The 17,281-nt window shown below is 43.2% G+C and carries 15 protein-coding genes and 1 tRNA gene; 4 read left to right on the plus strand and 12 right to left on the minus strand.

Annotation, left to right across the window (positions count from 1 at the left end; all coding sequences use genetic code 11):
* Window positions 1-46 precede the first annotated feature (46 nt).
* The 7 genes from rseP to rimO form a co-directional block, all read right to left on the minus strand.
* Window positions 47-1,420, minus strand: a complete 1,374-nt coding sequence (gene rseP / locus FQ082_RS02385) for an RIP metalloprotease RseP (protein WP_149491896.1) — start codon at window positions 1,418-1,420, stop codon at window positions 47-49.
* A 58-nt stretch (window positions 1,421-1,478) separates the two neighbouring features.
* Window positions 1,479-2,687 carry a 1-deoxy-D-xylulose-5-phosphate reductoisomerase gene (gene ispC / locus FQ082_RS02390; RefSeq protein ID WP_149491897.1) on the minus strand — a complete coding sequence of 403 codons (1,209 nt, stop codon included), beginning with the start codon at window positions 2,685-2,687 and terminating at the stop codon, window positions 1,479-1,481.
* A 106-nt stretch (window positions 2,688-2,793) separates the two neighbouring features.
* Complete coding sequence (locus FQ082_RS02395) at window positions 2,794-3,603, minus strand: phosphatidate cytidylyltransferase (protein WP_149491898.1); 810 nt, start codon at window positions 3,601-3,603, stop codon at window positions 2,794-2,796.
* A gap of 175 nt (window positions 3,604-3,778) precedes the next feature.
* Window positions 3,779-4,537 (minus strand): polyprenyl diphosphate synthase, encoded by a 759-nt coding sequence (uppS, locus tag FQ082_RS02400; protein WP_149491899.1) that lies wholly within the window; start codon window positions 4,535-4,537, stop codon window positions 3,779-3,781.
* Between the two features lie 257 nt (window positions 4,538-4,794).
* The gene (gene frr, locus FQ082_RS02405; RefSeq protein ID WP_011514038.1) at window positions 4,795-5,349 is read right to left on the minus strand and encodes a ribosome recycling factor; all 555 of its coding nucleotides are present in this window, start codon (window positions 5,347-5,349) and stop codon (window positions 4,795-4,797) included.
* Between the two features lie 126 nt (window positions 5,350-5,475).
* Window positions 5,476-6,201, minus strand: coding sequence for a UMP kinase (gene pyrH, locus FQ082_RS02410; protein WP_011514039.1), 726 nt, complete (start codon window positions 6,199-6,201; stop codon window positions 5,476-5,478).
* A 183-nt stretch (window positions 6,202-6,384) separates the two neighbouring features.
* On the minus strand, window positions 6,385-7,980 hold the full coding sequence (rimO, locus tag FQ082_RS02415) for a 30S ribosomal protein S12 methylthiotransferase RimO (RefSeq protein WP_149491900.1): 1,596 nt from the start codon (window positions 7,978-7,980) through the stop codon (window positions 6,385-6,387).
* A 134-nt stretch (window positions 7,981-8,114) separates the two neighbouring features.
* Here rimO and FQ082_RS02420 point away from each other — a divergent pair, with 134 nt between their 5' ends.
* The 3 genes from FQ082_RS02420 to FQ082_RS02430 all read left to right on the plus strand — a co-directional run bounded on the left by FQ082_RS02420 (window position 8,115) and on the right by FQ082_RS02430 (window position 11,595).
* The gene (locus FQ082_RS02420) at window positions 8,115-9,503 is read left to right on the plus strand and encodes a two-component system sensor histidine kinase NtrB (protein WP_149491901.1); all 1,389 of its coding nucleotides are present in this window, start codon (window positions 8,115-8,117) and stop codon (window positions 9,501-9,503) included.
* 43 nt (window positions 9,504-9,546) lie between these two features.
* Window positions 9,547-11,280 carry a sigma 54-interacting transcriptional regulator gene (locus FQ082_RS02425; RefSeq protein ID WP_149491902.1) on the plus strand — a complete coding sequence of 578 codons (1,734 nt, stop codon included), beginning with the start codon at window positions 9,547-9,549 and terminating at the stop codon, window positions 11,278-11,280.
* Between the two features lie 230 nt (window positions 11,281-11,510).
* Window positions 11,511-11,595 (plus strand) — tRNA-Leu (locus FQ082_RS02430).
* A 104-nt stretch (window positions 11,596-11,699) separates the two neighbouring features.
* Here the strand turns inward: FQ082_RS02430 and FQ082_RS02435 are convergent.
* On the minus strand, window positions 11,700-12,722 hold the full coding sequence (locus tag FQ082_RS02435) for a serine/threonine-protein kinase (protein ID WP_149491903.1): 1,023 nt from the start codon (window positions 12,720-12,722) through the stop codon (window positions 11,700-11,702).
* Between the two features lie 69 nt (window positions 12,723-12,791).
* Here FQ082_RS02435 and FQ082_RS02440 point away from each other — a divergent pair, with 69 nt between their 5' ends.
* Window positions 12,792-13,766 carry an ATP-binding protein gene (locus FQ082_RS02440; RefSeq protein WP_149491904.1) on the plus strand — a complete coding sequence of 325 codons (975 nt, stop codon included), beginning with the start codon at window positions 12,792-12,794 and terminating at the stop codon, window positions 13,764-13,766.
* A 9-nt stretch (window positions 13,767-13,775) separates the two neighbouring features.
* On the opposite strand, the gene FQ082_RS02445 is transcribed toward FQ082_RS02440, so the two are convergent.
* The 4 genes from FQ082_RS02445 to rarD form a co-directional block, all read right to left on the minus strand.
* A complete protein-coding gene (locus FQ082_RS02445; RefSeq protein ID WP_149491905.1) occupies window positions 13,776-14,897 on the minus strand; it encodes a ribonuclease Z in 1,122 nt (373 codons plus the stop codon).
* 32 nt (window positions 14,898-14,929) lie between these two features.
* Window positions 14,930-15,190 carry a hypothetical protein gene (locus FQ082_RS02450; RefSeq protein WP_020443815.1) on the minus strand — a complete coding sequence of 87 codons (261 nt, stop codon included), beginning with the start codon at window positions 15,188-15,190 and terminating at the stop codon, window positions 14,930-14,932.
* An 87-nt stretch (window positions 15,191-15,277) separates the two neighbouring features.
* Complete coding sequence (locus FQ082_RS02455; protein ID WP_149491906.1) at window positions 15,278-15,946, minus strand: glutathione S-transferase; 669 nt, start codon at window positions 15,944-15,946, stop codon at window positions 15,278-15,280.
* Window positions 15,947-16,170: 224 nt separating this feature from the next.
* Window positions 16,171-17,241, minus strand: a complete 1,071-nt coding sequence (rarD, locus tag FQ082_RS02460) for an EamA family transporter RarD (protein WP_149491907.1) — start codon at window positions 17,239-17,241, stop codon at window positions 16,171-16,173.
* Window positions 17,242-17,281: the final 40 nt, after the last annotated feature.

A 17,281-nucleotide genomic window follows, 5' to 3' on the forward strand; every position in this document is an offset into this window, starting at 1 on the left:
ACCATTAGCCTATCGCATCTTACCGTGCAAGAAGTATGCTATATCATCAAAACAGCCGACTGATATCATTACCAATTGCTAACACCATGAAACCTGCCAGCAAGAGTAAACCAATATTTAAGCCTACCATTTGCACGCCTTCAGAGAGTGGCTTACCACGTATCAGCTCAATCAGATAATAGACAATATGACCGCCATCTAATACTGGAATGGGCAACAAATTCAAAACCGCAAGGCTCAAACTGATTAAGGCTGCGGTAGATAATACCATTTGCCAACTGATATCAAAACTTTGCTTAGCGACTTTGGCAATAGTAATCGGACCTGATAAGTTATCAAGACCTATCATACCTGATAGCATCTTGCCCATTGAGCTGACAGTCATAACAGCTAATTGCTCAGTTTTCTCAAACGATTTGACTAACGATTCGCCAGGACCATAGACCACCGTAGTTTTGTACGCATCAGGAATGACAATCTCAGACTGTGCCACCATAGCACCAATTTGTCCATAATCGTTACCTAAATTGTCTTTTTTACCTTGCGGCATAATCTGCAATTCAATTGGCTTATCATCACGCAATACGCTAAATGTAAGCAAAGTCTCAGGATTGTCACGGATAATACGAGTGGCGCTAATCCAGTCATTAATGGCTTCATCGTTAATAGCAGTGATGCGGTCGCCAGCCTTGAGACCTTGACGACTTGCCGCGCCATCAGGCGTTACATCACCAACTATCGGTGCAATATTTGGTTGCCACGGTATCATACCAAAGCTTGATAAGGCATCTTTACCTTGTGCGGCACCTTGCATAAATTCTTTTACAGGTGCTTGATAAGTTTTGGTTGCATTATTATTGGCTTCTGATTGCAACGTCACGCTTATATTGGCTGTCTCGCCCATGCGCCCAGCAAGGCGATAATTAATCCCTTCCCACATCTGTACGTCATGACCGTCAATCGCAACGATTTTATCACCGGCAGGCAACTGTGCTATCGCGGCAGGCGTATCCGGTAATACTTGACCAATCTTGGTGGCAAGCTGCTCTGAGGGGGTCATAAATAACACCCAGAACAATGCAATAGCAATAATGAAGTTCATGATAGGACCAGCAGCCACAATAGCTATTTTCTTAAGCGGATGCTGACGATTAAATGCTAAATGCTGCTCATCTTTTGCCACCTCACCTTCACGCTCATCAAGCATTTTGACATAGCCACCAAGGGGTAATGCCGAGATACGATAATCAATGCCACTTTTTTTGCTGGTCCAGCCAAAAAGTTTGGGACCAAAACCAATAGAATACGTAAGTACTCTAACGCCGCAAAGACGCGCTACAATATAATGACCCCACTCATGCAAAGCAATAAGCGGACCTAAGACAAATATTGCCGCAAGGAGTGTTAATAGAAACGTCATGATCTTTTCTCAGTAGGTACTCTTAACATCATTATAAAGGCGATAGCGCTTGATATATCTAGACCAATCTTGCCACCAGCTTCTCAGTATGCTGACGCGCTAGGTTATCAATTGCCAAAATCTCATCAATATCAGCCGTCTCAGTTAATGCCGACACTCGTATCTCATTCAATGCTTGCTCATTAATATCAGCAATATCCGTCAGACGAATTTGATTATTCAAAAATGCCGATACTGCAATCTCATTCGCCGCATTTAATATGATAGTAGCATGAGTACCCGCTTGCATCGCCTCTCGTGCCAGACGTAAGCAGGCAAATTTTTGCAAATCAGGCTCGATAAACTCTAAACCACTTAAGGCAAATAAGTCTAATGGCTGCGAGCCACTGTCAATACGGTCAGGGTAGCTTAGCGCATGAGCGATGGGCGTTTTCATATCTGGGCTGCCAAGCTGCGCCAAAAAGCTGCCATCGCTATATTCTACCATTGAGTGAATGATACTTTGTGGATGAATCACCACATTTATCTTATTTTCAGGCAAATCAAATAAATGACAAGCTTCAATCAGCTCAAGCCCCTTGTTCATCATCGTGGCAGAATCGACCGATATCTTTTGCCCCATCGACCAGTTTGGGTGTTTGACCGCTTCAGCGACACTAGCTTGCTGCATCTGCGCAAATGACTGCTGTAAGAACGGTCCACCAGAAGCCGTTAGCCATAGCTTACGCACGCCATGATTTGGTCGGTGAATTTGGGTATTATCCTGCTGAATGGCAAATGGTAAACACTGAAAGATAGCATTATGTTCAGAATCAAGCGGCAGCAAGGTTGCATGATGCGTTTTGACCGCATTGATCATCACTTGCCCTGCCATCACCAGCGCTTCTTTATTTGCCAGTAAAATACGCTTGCCTACGCGGGCAGCAGCTAGAGTAGAAGGCAAGCCTGCGGCGCCAACAATAGCAGCAACGACAGTATCAGTTTGTGAATCGGTAGCGATATCCACGAGGCCTGTTTCGCCGCCGACTACTTCAATATCAAGTCCTGCTATACTCAGACGCTTGGCGAAGTCATCAACCGCAGCTGTCGGTACGCCTACCCGCTTAGGAGCAAACTGCTGACAAAGCGCAAGCAGCTTATCTAAACGGTGATATCCAGATAAAGCATAAACATCGTAATGCTGTGGTTGTGCCGCCAAGATGGCTAACGTACTGTCGCCAATCGAGCCTGTCGCGCCTAATACGGCGATACGTTGGGTCATAACCATGGGTGCCTATAAATGATACGGTAGTAATAAGATGAAAATTAAATGAGCAGCTAAGCTTATGTTCTGTCAGATAACTACATAAGCGATTTTGATAGTATTAGGCAAGTCAAACGACTATCAAACCAAACTGCTGTATTGCCCAAAAACCAAGCGCAAATATCGGCGTAGCAGATAGCAGTGAATCAATACGGTCAAGTATTCCACCATGGCCCGGTAGAATCGTTCCTGAATCTTTAACATCAGCACGGCGTTTGAGCATAGACTCAAACAAATCGCCCAGTACGGAAGCTAAAATCGTCAGAGCCGATAATGCCACAAAGGCGAGGAGCGCTGCACCCGTCAATTGTAATTTAAAGACACTTATAATTACTACGACCAGTAGTCCTGTAACTAAGCCACCCGCCAGTCCTTCCATACTCTTATTGGGTGAAACGTTCGGTGCCATTTTTCGGCGCCCAAGCTTGCGTCCGACAAAGTAAGCACCACTGTCTGCACACCAGACCAATAAAAACACATACAGTAGCCACCATGGCGACAATTGCCATAAGTAAAACATAGCCGTAATTGAAGCCGTTAATATCACTGCTCCCATTAGCGCCAACTGCTTACCGTACCATTTGGTAGACGTTGGGAAAACTCTTACCCAAGACAGCGCCATTAACCATATGACGAGAGAAGCTGCCCACCAAAAAAGCCAAGTGACTTTAAACATGAGTGACACTAACGTCAGCAGCAACACCAATACTACGAAGACCACGGGCTGACGCCACTTTGGCATCAATTTAGTCCATTCATGGGCGGCAATAATCACCCCAATCCCTAAAAGTGGTGCAAATAATATAGGGGTTTGGCTCGCAAACATTGCAATACCAACGATAATAACGAGAACAATTGCCGTCTTAATTCGTTGCCACATATTTATTGAGCCTTATAATAGTGAAGAACATTTGGTCAAATTGCGCGATAAATATTTACTATAGATAATGACGTATCATAGCCAGCTGCTGACTATAATAGCGTATTGATAGTGACGCACGCTATTGAAAGTGCTCCAAATTGACAAAAGTCGTCTAATGCTCTTAACATAACTTCTAAGATATTTGCTGAGCCGTCACTATTTGCTCGCTGGTCTTGCCAAAGCGGCGTTGACGTTGAGCAAAATCCTCTAGCATTGCTGCTAGCTCATCGACGCTAAAATCTGGCCACAATGTTGGGGTAAAGAACAGCTCTGCATAGGCTGATTGCCACAATAAGAAGTTGGAAAGACGGTACTCGCCGCCGGTACGTATCAGCATGTCTACTTCTGGTACATCTGCCAATTGCACATACTCTCCAAGTTTTTCCTTATCAATATCATCGATTGATAACTGACCTGCCTGCACTTGCTGTAATAGCTGCTTTGCTGCATGAGCGATATCCCACTGTCCACCGTAACTGATGGCGATGACCAATGTCATAGCATCAAAATCAGCCGTTTTTGCTTCAGCATCTGCCATCAATAATTGCAAATCATCACTAAGCTGACTGCGGTCGCCGATAAAACGCAAACGAATACGGTACTTAACCATGCGAGGCATCTGCTCATTGATGGTTAAGCTCAGCAAATGCATCAGCAGAGCCACTTCAGTCGGTGGGCGCTGCCAATTCTCACTGGAAAAGGCAAAGACGGTCAAAACCTCAATACCCGTACTGACGCAATACTCAACAATAGGGTCTAGCGCATCTTTGCCAGCGATATGCCCCTGACCTTTACCTAAATTATGGACTTTACCATAGCGGTTATTGCCGTCCATAATAACAGCGATATGGCGTGGAAGAAGGGCTGGAGCTAAATTCTCTGACATAGACATAGGCTAACTTGCTTGTTGTTTAGGTAAAATAATCATAACGCGCGCCATACTTTATAAAAACCCTAACTCATAATTTATATAAAAAGATTCATATAAAGTGCTTATAAAAAAGGACAATATAAACAAGCTATAGAGTAAGCTTAATTGTCTACACGGCAACAAACAGCCAATAGCACTTTGATATTGGCTGTTTGTTTTTAGCGACTTGTTATATAAAATATTGATAGCGCATCATTTTTGACAGCAGAAAAATGTACTTATACTGCCATCAAATCGGTTTCTTTTTTGCTTAAGCGACTATCGATTGTTTCAATATATTTGTCAGTGATTTTTTGAATGTCGTCACTGGCGCGGCGCTCGTCGTCTTCTGAGATCTCTTTTTCTTTTGCTAACTCTTTGATGTCATTCATCATATCACGGCGGATATTGCGAATAGAAACGCGGCTGTTTTCTGCTTCGCCACGTGCCAATTTTTGCATATCTTTTCGAGTTTCTTCTGTCAATGCTGGCATAGGAACACGAATCACATCAGCAGTCATTGGATTAAGACCCAAATCTGCTTCGCGGATAGCTTTGTCAATCGCTTGCACCATGGTACGGTCAAATGGCTGTACCAGTAGCGTACGCGAATCCTCAACGTTAACACTCGCTACTTGATTTAACGGCGTAGGCGAACCGTAGTAGCTGACCATCACACCTGTCAACATACCTGGATGCGCGCGACCCGTACGAACTTTACTAAAAGTACTTTCAAGCGCTTCCAAGGTTTTTTGCATGCGCGCTTCGCCGTCTTGCTTAATTTCTTGAATCATGAGGTATCCTTATTTATCGCTACCGACAAATCATTTATTGTTTATTATAAAAACTATTCAGATGTTGTCACAGATAAGCAGCTGTCTTACTTCTGCCTATCTTTTATCATATTTTTGGGTACGTTATTAATGATAGACGCGTGTGCCCTCATTCTCGCCCATCACAACATTTAATAAAGCATTAGGCTTATTCATATCAAAGACTTGTAATGGCACATCGTGCTCACGACATAATGCGATGGCAGTCAAATCCATAACTCCAAGCTTTTGCTCTAACACCTCATCAAAGGTCAGACCATCATATTTTACCGCATCGCTATGTAGGCTTGGGTCTTTATCATAAACACCATCTACTTTGGTCGCTTTTAGAATCAAGCCTGCTTCAATTTCAATACCACGTAAGCAAGCAGCCGTATCAGTAGTAAAGAAAGGGTTGCCCGTACCCGCGACAAAGATACATACTTCGCCATTCTTAAGATAACGAATCGCATTACGGCTGCTATAGCTTTCAGTGACTTCACCAATCGGCAGGGCTGACATTAGGCGCGTTTTGATATTACGGCGCTCAAGAGCATCACGCATTGCAAGGCCATTCATAACGGTTGCAAGCATGCCCATTTGATCGCCAGTGACGCGGCCGACCAAACCCTCTTTTTGTAATTGGGCACCGCGATATAAGTTACCACCACCGACCACGATACCCACTTGGACACCAAGCCCGCGCAAATGGGCGATAGATAAGCTCATCTTATCGAGCACTTCGGTATCAATACCCATATCTTTCGTACCCGCTAAGGCTTCACCGGAGAGTTTTAGCAAGATACGAGAATAACGCGGGTTTTTGTCAGACATGAGGTCACCTTGTCAGTATTGAATTATAATTAAAGTTATCGGTAATATACAAATAGAGTTTACTTTGAGACTTGACGGCATTGCCCAACTTAAGGATAAGCAGGTACAAAGGTCAAATTGCGCTAATTGTAGCAAAAACTGCCCACAATTGGGCAATTTTCATGCGCCTATTACAGTGACTGCTTAGCCTTTGTAACTGGCAAACAAATCATATTCACTAGCATCGTCGATAGTAACCGTTAAGAACTGCCCAACTTTGACCTGAGCGTCAATATCATCGACATAGACATGACCGTCAATCTCTGGTGCGTCAGCATAGCTACGGCAGATCGCAACACCTTCTTCTCTATCAATTTCGTCGACCAATACCATCAAGGTTTTGCCAATTTTCTCTTGCAGTTTTTGCGCTGAAATATCTTGCTGTAACGTCATCAAACGCTCGTAACGTTCTTGCTTGATGTCCTCTGGCACATGATTTGGCAAGTCATTGGCAACCGCACCTTCAACTTCTGAATAGGTAAAGGCACCAACGCGATCTAGACGGGCTTCTACTAACCAATCAAGCAAGCATTGGAAATCTTCTTCTGTCTCGCCAGGGAAGCCAACAACGAAGGTTGAGCGAATAACGATATCAGGACAAATCTCACGCCATGCATGGATACGCGCCAAGGTGTTTTCGCTGTGCGCTGGACGCTTCATTGCTTTTAAAATGCGATGGCTGGCATGTTGGAATGGAATATCAAGATAAGGCAATAATTTCTTCTCGCCCATTAATTCTACGACTTTATCCACATGCGGATACGGATACACATAGTGTAGACGCACCCAAATACCCAAATCGTTTAACGCTTGGCATAAGTCATAAAATTTAGACTTGAGCGGCATACCATTCCAAAAGCTTGTCTTATACTTTAAGTCCAGACCATAAGCAGAAGTATCTTGCGAGATAATCAATAACTCTTTCACGCCAGCCTTTTTCAGCGCCAGCGCTTCATTCATCACACTGTCAATCGGACGCGACACCAAATCTCCGCGTAAGCTTGGAATAATGCAAAAAGTACAACGATGGTTGCAACCTTCTGATATTTTTAGATAAGCATAATGGCTAGGCGTTAATTTGATACCTGCCTCATTAATCAAATCTATTTTTGGGTCATAACTGGCATCCAAACCACGGTCAGGCTTTGGTACATGCAACGCGACGGCTCTAATGACGTCATCATAAGCATGAGCGCCCGTCACTGCTAGTACAGCAGGATGCATTTCACGGATTTTATCTGCCTCTTTACCCAAGCAGCCTGTCACAATCACCTTACCGTTTTTGCTGATAGCTTCACCGATTGCATCGAGCGACTCTTGTACCGCTGATTCGATGAAGCCGCACGTATTGACCACTACTAAGTCGGCGCCTTCATAATCACTGGCTACTTGATAGCCATCACGGCTAAGCTCTGTGATAATGCGTTCACTATCGACCAAGGCTTTTGGACAACCTAGAGACACAAATCCAATCTTTGGCGCGGCATTGACAGGGGCATTGGTCGTTGCTGTTGTCGTTTTAGCTGAAGCCGCTGAAACTACCTCGCTGCTTTGTTCGACACTACGATTTTGATTATGATTGGCTTTATGATGGTAAGGTTGAACACTGTCCGTCGAGCTTTGCGCAGGCATTGCTGTCGGCTTAGCAGGATTAAAGAGAGTGGCAGTGTCTTTTGATATAGAAGCTGGCTGTGAAGGGGCTATAGTCGTATTAACGGACTCGGTAGAAATATTGGGCATGGCTAACCTTGCTAGAGATAAATTGGCTGTGCGCATTGTACGTTTTTTTTACAAAAATCGCCAGTTTTGCCGCTCTATAGTGTTGATTTATGGTTAAATATTATATCGAGCCTCTATTTATCTAGGTATTAATCATGACCGCTGATTTTATAAGCACAAAACCAACGCCTGACTTAACCTTTATATCGCAGCATTTGTTCACGGCTATCTTGTGGGTCAATGATGAATTGTCTATTACTTGGCTAAATGCCCAAGCTGAGCAGCTACTGGCGATCAGTAGTGGACGATTGCTTAATCAGTCGGTATTGATGCTGCTTGCGCCCGAAGAGTTGAAAACCAAAAGCAGCACACTTATTGACAGTCCAAAAGACAAAACCTGCTCTTTGACTGAACGCTTTTATCAGGCGAAGCAGTATCAACAACCTTTTATTGACCATGACCATCTGATAAACAGCCCATTAAATGGCAACTTATCACTCTCGATTGACTATAGCGTGACCCCTGTTATTTATCAGCAGCAAAATTACTTTATTATAGAGATATGGGGCAAAGACCGCCAAAGTCGTATCTCAGAAGAGCAGCGCCAACAGCAGCAGTACAATGTTGCGCGTCATATGCTGCGCTCAGTTGCCCATGAAATCAAAAATCCGTTGGCTGGTATTCGCGGTGCCGCACAATTATTGCAGCGTCAATTTATCAAATTTAGTGAGCGCTCTTTTAATACTCACACTACTGATACTGACTACCCTAGCCTTATATCGAGCCCGACTTTAAACCCTGATAACCATCTACAGAAAACCGCTAACAAATTACGCAGCTATACCGATATCATTATCTCAGAGACAGATCGCCTAACTCAGCTGATTGGGCAGTTTCTTGGTTCTAATCAATTACCACATTGGCAAATGCTCAATGTTCATGAGCCAATAGAGCATGTTTTGGCATTGATCATCCATCAATATCCGCAAGTTTTATTACAGCGTGACTATGACTTATCGTTACCTGAACTCTGTGCTGATAAAGACCAGCTGATTCAAGTCTTCTTAAACTTAATTAATAACGCTTGCGAATCCATGACGGAATTTGCACAAACACTGCAGCAAAGCGTGCCAGCCGTATCCAGTCAATCAACATCAGATATTCCACTTAATAATCTTGATTTTGACGATGGCTATCAACCCAAACTCCATATTCAAACGCGTGTTGCCTTTCAACATACGATTGCTGGGCAGCAACATAAACAAGTACTACAAGTTGCTATCACCGATAATGGTTCTGGCATTCATCCTGATATCATTGGGCAGATATTCTTCCCAATGGTGACCAGTCGCGCGCTAGGAACTGGGCTTGGTTTATCCATTGTGCAAGATATTATCAGCCGTCATCATGGTATGATTGATGTCAGCTCTACTCAATCGCAAGGCACCAGCACGAACACTAATGTCGATAATAAAAACAGCCATTATAGTCAAACCCGTTTTACTCTTTATTTGCCTTTTTATCAGCCAATTGCTGAAAATTAATGCCTTCACCTCAATTCTTCTCACTGCTTATTAGGCTAAATACATGACCCAGTATAATGACACCCAATCTCTTACAAGCAATGAGCGAACGCCAATGGTCACGGTCAATAACAGTCCTGATAATGAGCCTGCCACTTTATGGCTCATCGATGATGATGCGGCGCTGCGTATGGTACTTGCAGATACTTTTGAAGACGCTGGATTGACAGTTATCAGCTTTACCCAAGCACAAGCAGCATGGACACGCCTCAATGATATTCTAAAATCGTCAGAGTCAACCGCCTTGTTACCCGATGTGATATTGACCGATATTCGTATGCCGATGATGGATGGTCTATCCTTTAGTGACTGGGTACACAAGCACTTTCCTAAGCTTCCGATTGTCATTATGACAGCGCATTCAGACCTTACTTCTGCCATTAGCAGCTATCAGACTGGTGCATTTGAATATCTGCCTAAGCCGTTTGATTTAGATGATGCAGTCGCAACGATTTATAAAGCCATTAATTATCAGCCGAATCTAGTCATATCAAACCATTCAATCGAGCCTGACACGAGTATAATTACTGATATCGTATCCGTTGCTGCTGTGAAGCCTAAGATTAAAGACCACTTTACTATTAAGCCAGATGCAGCTAGAAAAGACCCTAAAGCTGCTGAAAGTAAAACTCATGAAAAACCCAAACCCCAAACTAATAACAATCCAAGCGGCATCATTGGTCAATCACAAGCCATGCAAACGGTATTTCGTGCCATTGGTAGACTTGCGCACTCACCGATTACCGTTTTAATCACTGGTGAATCAGGTACAGGTAAAGAGTTGGTCGCTAGCGCCTTACATCAGCACTCACCGCGAAACAATAAAACCTTTATCGCGCTGAATATGGCAGCAATTCCCCATGATTTGATTGAGTCTGAATTGTTCGGTCATGAAAAAGGCGCATTCACTGGCGCCACAACTTCACGCCAAGGTCGTTTTGAACAAGCGGATGGCGGCACGTTATTTTTAGACGAAATCGGCGACATGCCTTTTAGTACCCAAACGCGGCTGCTACGAGTGCTGGCAAATGGTGAGTTTTTTCGCGTGGGTGGTCAGCAGCCCGTCAAAGTAGATGTACGCATTATTGCCGCTACCCATCAAAACTTGGAAGAATTGGTCAAGCAAGGCAAATTCCGTGAGGATCTATTTTATCGCCTGAATGTCATTCGCCTGCCATTACCGCCCTTACGGACTCGCCGCGAGGACGTACCAGCATTAACCACTTATTTTATGCAGCGCGCTGCTGAGCAGATGAATACGGCACCAAAACAACTACATCCGGCAGCAATGCAAATGATGCAGTCTTTTGAATGGCGCGGTAATGTCCGCCAACTTGAGAATGTCTGTCTCTGGTTGACAGTAATGGCGACTGGCGACACCGTTATGATCGATGACTTGCCTCCAGAGTTGCTCGAAAACATATCCTCTACTCTCGACAATCAACAGCAGCATGTATCCTCACAAGACACTATTGAAAATAATCATCTACAAAGTCAGGATACTTTTGGTACCCAAAGCTGGCAACAAGCTTTAGGTATTTGGGCGAAGCAGTCACTACAAGCTGGCGCAACCGATATTTTACAGACAGCAACACCTGAGTTTGAACGGGTCTTGCTAACCGCAGCGCTCCATCATAGCGGCGGCAAAAAGATAGCTGCTGCCAATTTACTTGGCTGGGGACGTAATACACTGACCCGTAAATTACAGCAGCTGAACCTCTCATCATATCAAGAGTAATATTAGTGTGAATAAAGTGATAAAAAATATGAATTAAAAAATCAGTAATATCAATTATTTATGATATTCAGCAAAAAAAATGGTTAAATAATTAAAAATAAGTGCAAATAGGGCTTGCCAAACTATTCAAACTCTATATAATAGCCAACCACTGAGACGCACTACCGAATCAGTTATTTATCTCGATGGGGTTTGAATATCAACACCAAAGATGATAAGGTAACGAAAATGGGGCTGTGGCGGAATTGGTAGACGCACCAGATTTAGGTTCTGGCGCCGCAAGGTGTGAGAGTTCGAGTCTCTCCAGCCCCACCATTTTCGGATAGTACATCTTAGACCAAGTATTAAAGCCTGCTTTTAGCAGGTTTTTTTGTGTTTGGGATTTACTAGATTTATCCCTTCAACCTTAGTTGTTGGGCTCAGTTACCTTGCCATTCCATACTTTCTAAATCTAAAAGCATCTCACCCATACTCTGATACCTTTTCTCTATCCGCTTCGCCAATGCCTTATCAACAACGTCCTGATAGCGACTATATTCTAATGGCAAGGTCGGAACAGACTGTTGGCAATGTTGTGTCGCCCAATCAATCATTGGATCACTACTTTGAGCATCAACAGCAAATGGTCGCTCGCCGACTAATATCTCATACAACATAATCCCAAAAGCGTATATATCGCTTTGAACCGTTGAGCCATACCCTTGCCAGCGCTCAGGCGCAAGATAGGCAGGCGTGCCAGCAATATTTGCCACACTTGGCTGATAAAGAGTGCGCGCTAAAGTAAAATCCGTCAATAATAAATCAAAGGTGATACGGCTATCATCCGCATTATTTGTCAAAAAACCTTCTAGTAAAATATTACTGGGCTTAATATCATTATGTAGCCAGCCGATATTATGTAAATGGTAAATAAGATTGGCAGATTGTAGGATAAATTGATTTTTTTGTGCTTGTGTAAATAATAAATGCCTTTGAGCGCTCAGCTGATTTGCCAAGCTGCCATTTGGATAATAAGGCATGACCAGGATAGTCAGCTGCTGCAGCTGCGCTAATATTTTCGAAGTAATATTTTCATAAAACAATAGTGGTGGCACGATAGCAGAAAGGCTATTTTGGAGATTGCTTTGATTATTTGATAAGTTGTTTATAGATGTTAGGACGTCAGCTTCATAGATCAAATCAGACAGGTCTTGATGAGCATTAGCATATAACTGCCATTTAATCATCACATTCCCAAACTGTAAATGTTGGGCACGCGTCAAGCCCTGATAATCAAGGTCACTACCATTATGTTGCTGACTAAGTCGTTGATGCGAGATCTCGCTATAATTTAGGCTGAAAAAGAATGCCGTTAATGCTGGCAGGATTTGCTGCGCTTGTGTTCGTAATGCTTGTTTTGCATCTGCTTGTAATACACGAGGAATACTGGCACTATTTTTCATGGTAAAGTGATGCCTTTATATATCTAGTAAGCCAAACGTCATTTTAATTTTTATAAGCGACTGAGTATTATGCCCCAATCTACTAAGCCCGTTATGAATTATGCTCTGCCAGACCATTTATTAGATCTGCTCAGTCAGTATTTACAAGAGCAGATCACGCCAACCATTGAGATTGATCCTGCGCAGCTGGCTTATCGCTGGGTCGGTGGGCAGACTGGACATTTAGAGCCGTTGGCGGTTAATTTGTTTTTAAATTTAGACGACCTACATGGTATCGACACGCAAAAATCAAAACTGGTACAGAACACGCGTCAATTCCTCAAAGGCTATCCTGCCAATCACGTCTTGATGACAGGGACACGCGGCGCTGGTAAATCATCGCTGATTCGGGCATTGCTTCAAGCCTATCATAATGAAGGTCTGCGCATTATTGAAATTGCCCGCGACGACTTACGGATGCTTGATAAAATACGGGCAGCGATTAAAGCCTTACCAGCTGACTGCAAATGTCGCTATGTGGTGTACTGTGATGACTTGGCATTTAATGGTCAAGATGAAAGCTACCGCACCTTAAAAAGTGTGTTAGACGGCTCGCTGGATTCAGAGCAAGACAAATTATTGGTTTATGCAACCAGTAACCGCCGCCATCTACTACCGCAGCTCATGAAAGACAATGTTAATATTTATAATGGTCAAACCGATGAGGTTAACCCTTATGAGACCATTGATGAGACGGTGTCTTTATCTGACCGTTTTGGTTTATGGCTGTCCTTTCATCCAATGGATCAAAACACGTATTTATACATTGTGCATCATTATTTATCTATTCAGCAAAAAACTGATGCTAAAACTAGTCATAATTACATGCACGGTGATATTGAGAATAAAGGTGCAGGCAGCATTGATGAGTTACCCACCCATATCAGATCAGCCGCATTACGCTGGGCAGCAGAACGCGGTGGACGCTCTGGTCGAGTGGCGTATCAGTTCAGTCGTTATTGGATAGGTCAGACTCAATTAGCAGCTGAAGACAGTCAGTCTTAAAAACTCATATCATGTATTTTTATAGTCGCGTGCAGAGCCTAAATACTGTACGCGACTGCCTATACTATCACCCACCTCTTCCGCTGTTCCATTCACCAGATATTGGTCAAAATCTGCTGCCAGCCATAGATTACCTTGGTAAACACTTTCGGTATCCAATCGAATATGCGCCATATTTGGCGTGCCGCTATTTGGATTGTCAAAGCTCTGATAACGGGCGCTAAAATGGGTGAGGATTAAGTTCTTAAGCCCATTGTCTTGGGCAAATCGACCCAATAACTGCGCGCTACTATGCATTGGATCAAAATTTGGATTTTTTGCCTGAATCTTATTTAATACCTCACGAGTATATGTAGCTTCATGAATTAGTAAATCTGCATCGGCTATAGCATTGTTAAGACACTCTGGCGTATCGTTATCTCCAGCCACCACTACCCTTGTACGCTGACTCTCATTATCGACATAATCTGTTGAACGAAGCTTGCGACCGTCTTCGGTCATAACATCTTCGCCCTGTTGTAGTCTGCCCCACAGCGCGCTGGCTGGAATATTATCTGCTATCAGCTTGTCCTTATCAAGGTGGCGACGACTTATTGTCTGGGTGATACCAAAGCCATAAGAGGGAACGCGATGCGATAACGGCGTGATATCAATCTCAAGCTGATGTTGATTGTCTAAGCTGATAGTTACCGGAGCTTTATTTTTACTATCTTGCTCAGATAGCAAATCTTCTATCGCCATAAAGTTAATAGGAAATGGAAAGTGCAATTCGGTAGTCAAAATAAGAGCATCAAGCAGTGTGGCAATCGCTTTTGGCGCAAGCAGTATCAGCGGCGCAGTACGTCCTGACATTGCCGCACTCGCTAGCAACCCCGGCAAACCATAGCAATGGTCGCCATGCACATGAGTAATGCAAATCGCTTGTAACTGATGTAAAGATAACTTGGTATGTAAGAGCTGATGCTGCGTACCTTCACCGCAATCAATCAATAACCACGGCCGTGATTTCTTGTTTTGCTGTTGATTTGTCCCTGAGCTGTAAGGGTTGAGGCACTCGATGGCAAGCGCCGTTACATTACGTTGCTTGGTTGGCACGCCTGCTGAGGTACCCAAAAAAGTGAGTTTTAGCATCGCTTATCTCTGCTGGTTATCATTACGAGCCATTATGACAACTGACATATCATGGTTTTTTTACCTTCAATCATCTGTCCACCATTTGCCGTACATTCATTGACCATATTGGATTCATACGACTTCCAGCCACCATAGAAGCTGGCAATGCATAGAATCACTACCAACAGTTTTTGCGACCATGCTTTAATGGAAACTTGCTGACTATTCACATTATTATCAACTTCATTAAGTGGTTGTTCATTAGCACTGTTGGTATGGTCAGTATTATTCGACTTATTCAAATCTGTCATTTTTCATCCTAAAAAAAGGGTTTGTCTATAAATAAACAAAGCCCTTTATTGTTATATTAAATCAATAATTAATAATAAGCGTCGCACTTAAAACCGTAGACGACCGCCCTTTTCTTCTGCACGCTTAAAGGCGTCACGTTCTTCACAACGCTTAAGCCAAGTTAAGATATTGGTATATTTACTACTGTCTAAACCTGCGCCTGCATTGGCACCGATCACAGCCAGATGCATCTGAATATCAGCAGCGCTAAATTCTGCTCCGGCAAACCAATGGTTGTCTTGTAAATGCTGCTCCATCATATCGAGTATGGCAGTCAAGCTTTTGCTTATCATGCTTTTTTCGACTTGCTTCTTGATGCTTTTACTCACAGGTTTGATCAGCATCGGCGACTGCTCAACCACTTTAGTAAATACCAAACGCATGACCAACGGCGGCATCACTGATGCTTCGGCAAAGTGTAGCCAAAACGTATAGGCCTCCCACGCCGCTTCATTGTCATCAGCAGGCTTAAACTGCTTTTCTTTATCATAGTGCTTTAATAGATACTCGATGATAAAGCCTGACTCAATCAGCACACGACCATCGACCTCTAGCATCGGTGCATGACCGAGCGGGTGTATTTGCTTTAAGCTGTCAGGGGCACGGTACGCTTTGTTACGCTGGTAGCAGGTCAGTTGGTAGTCGGCATTCAGCTCTTCTAATAGCCATAAGATACGAAATGAGCGTGAGTTTGCCAAGTGATGAAGGTGTAGCATAAACCATCCTTATAATAAGTTTTGAGTATTCAATAGCAGATTTTATAAGTCAATTTTTCAATATTCTGTTTAAATAAAGGAGTTTAATAAATCAAACAACCCGATTTAAGTTAATAACAATGCTTGATAATAACTCACTTACTGTTTTTATTATAGCTTTACTATGTAGCTTGACTTATCAAACCACTTTTATCGGGCCACACTACTTATCATTACATCAATAACTACTTTGAATCTAACGCTTGGATTTTACGAGTGATTTTATCTATTCGCTGTTGGTATTTCCTGATTTTACGAAAACGGTGCGCCTTTAATACCCCTTCTATACGATGGTCGATAAAACGGCGACGCGGTGGAAAACTTCCAACTTGCGGCTCTCGGTAACCATGCAAATGATTGTCACGGCGTCGGATAAGAAAGCCTTTCATACTATCAGCAATCATAATAAACAATGCCAGTGTAATCATGCCATACATGAATAACGAACCTCCTTCATCCAGACTTTGATTTAACACAGTAATAGATAATACAAATAGCAGCATAGGCTCTATGTAGCTGAGCGCGCCAAATAGCGACACTGGCAGCTTACTACTAGCAACCATAGTTAGAGACATGGCAAGCGCACTAAAAGCGCCTAGCAGGGGTAATATGTACCAAAATTTGGTATTTTGCGCCGCCACACTAAAGCCGCCGCTGCTATAAAGCATAATCAGCACCACTGGCGTCAGTAACGTCAAATCTGATAACAGACCTGTAATAGGCGGCACAGCAAGCTTACGACGTAGCAAATAATAAGGCGGATAACCCAAGCATGCAAATGCGGTTACCCAAGATATACTGCCATATTGCAATATATCATAGCCGATACCGAGCGCAGCACATATCGCTGCTAACCATTGCAAAACACTCATATGTTCATGATAGAAAAAACGCCCAATCACAATCATGACCAACGGCAATAAAAAATAGCCCAAGGTCACATCAAGACCAAAGCCATTGACCGGTCCCCACATAAACAGCCAAATCTGCCCACCTAAAATCGGGGTTGGCAGTACAAAAATAATCCACTCTTTTGCCGTCTTTAATGTTTTGAGATAATCAAATACATGCTGCCACTGTTTTGTAAGACTGACCAATAGCACTAGGCTCAGGAGCATCATCAATACACGCCACGAAGCCACCTGCGTACCCGTTAATGGCAGCATAAATAGCCCAAATAGAAACATCAAAGAAAACAAAAAACTTGATGATACTGAAGCCAAAGTTCCCTGAACGGTTTGATTGGTCGTAAGCATAACAACAGCCTTAAAAAACAGAAAAAAAAACAAAGCCTCC

Source organism: Psychrobacter sp. ANT_H56B (genome assembly GCF_008369245.1).
GTDB lineage: Bacteria > Pseudomonadota > Gammaproteobacteria > Pseudomonadales > Moraxellaceae > Psychrobacter > Psychrobacter cryohalolentis.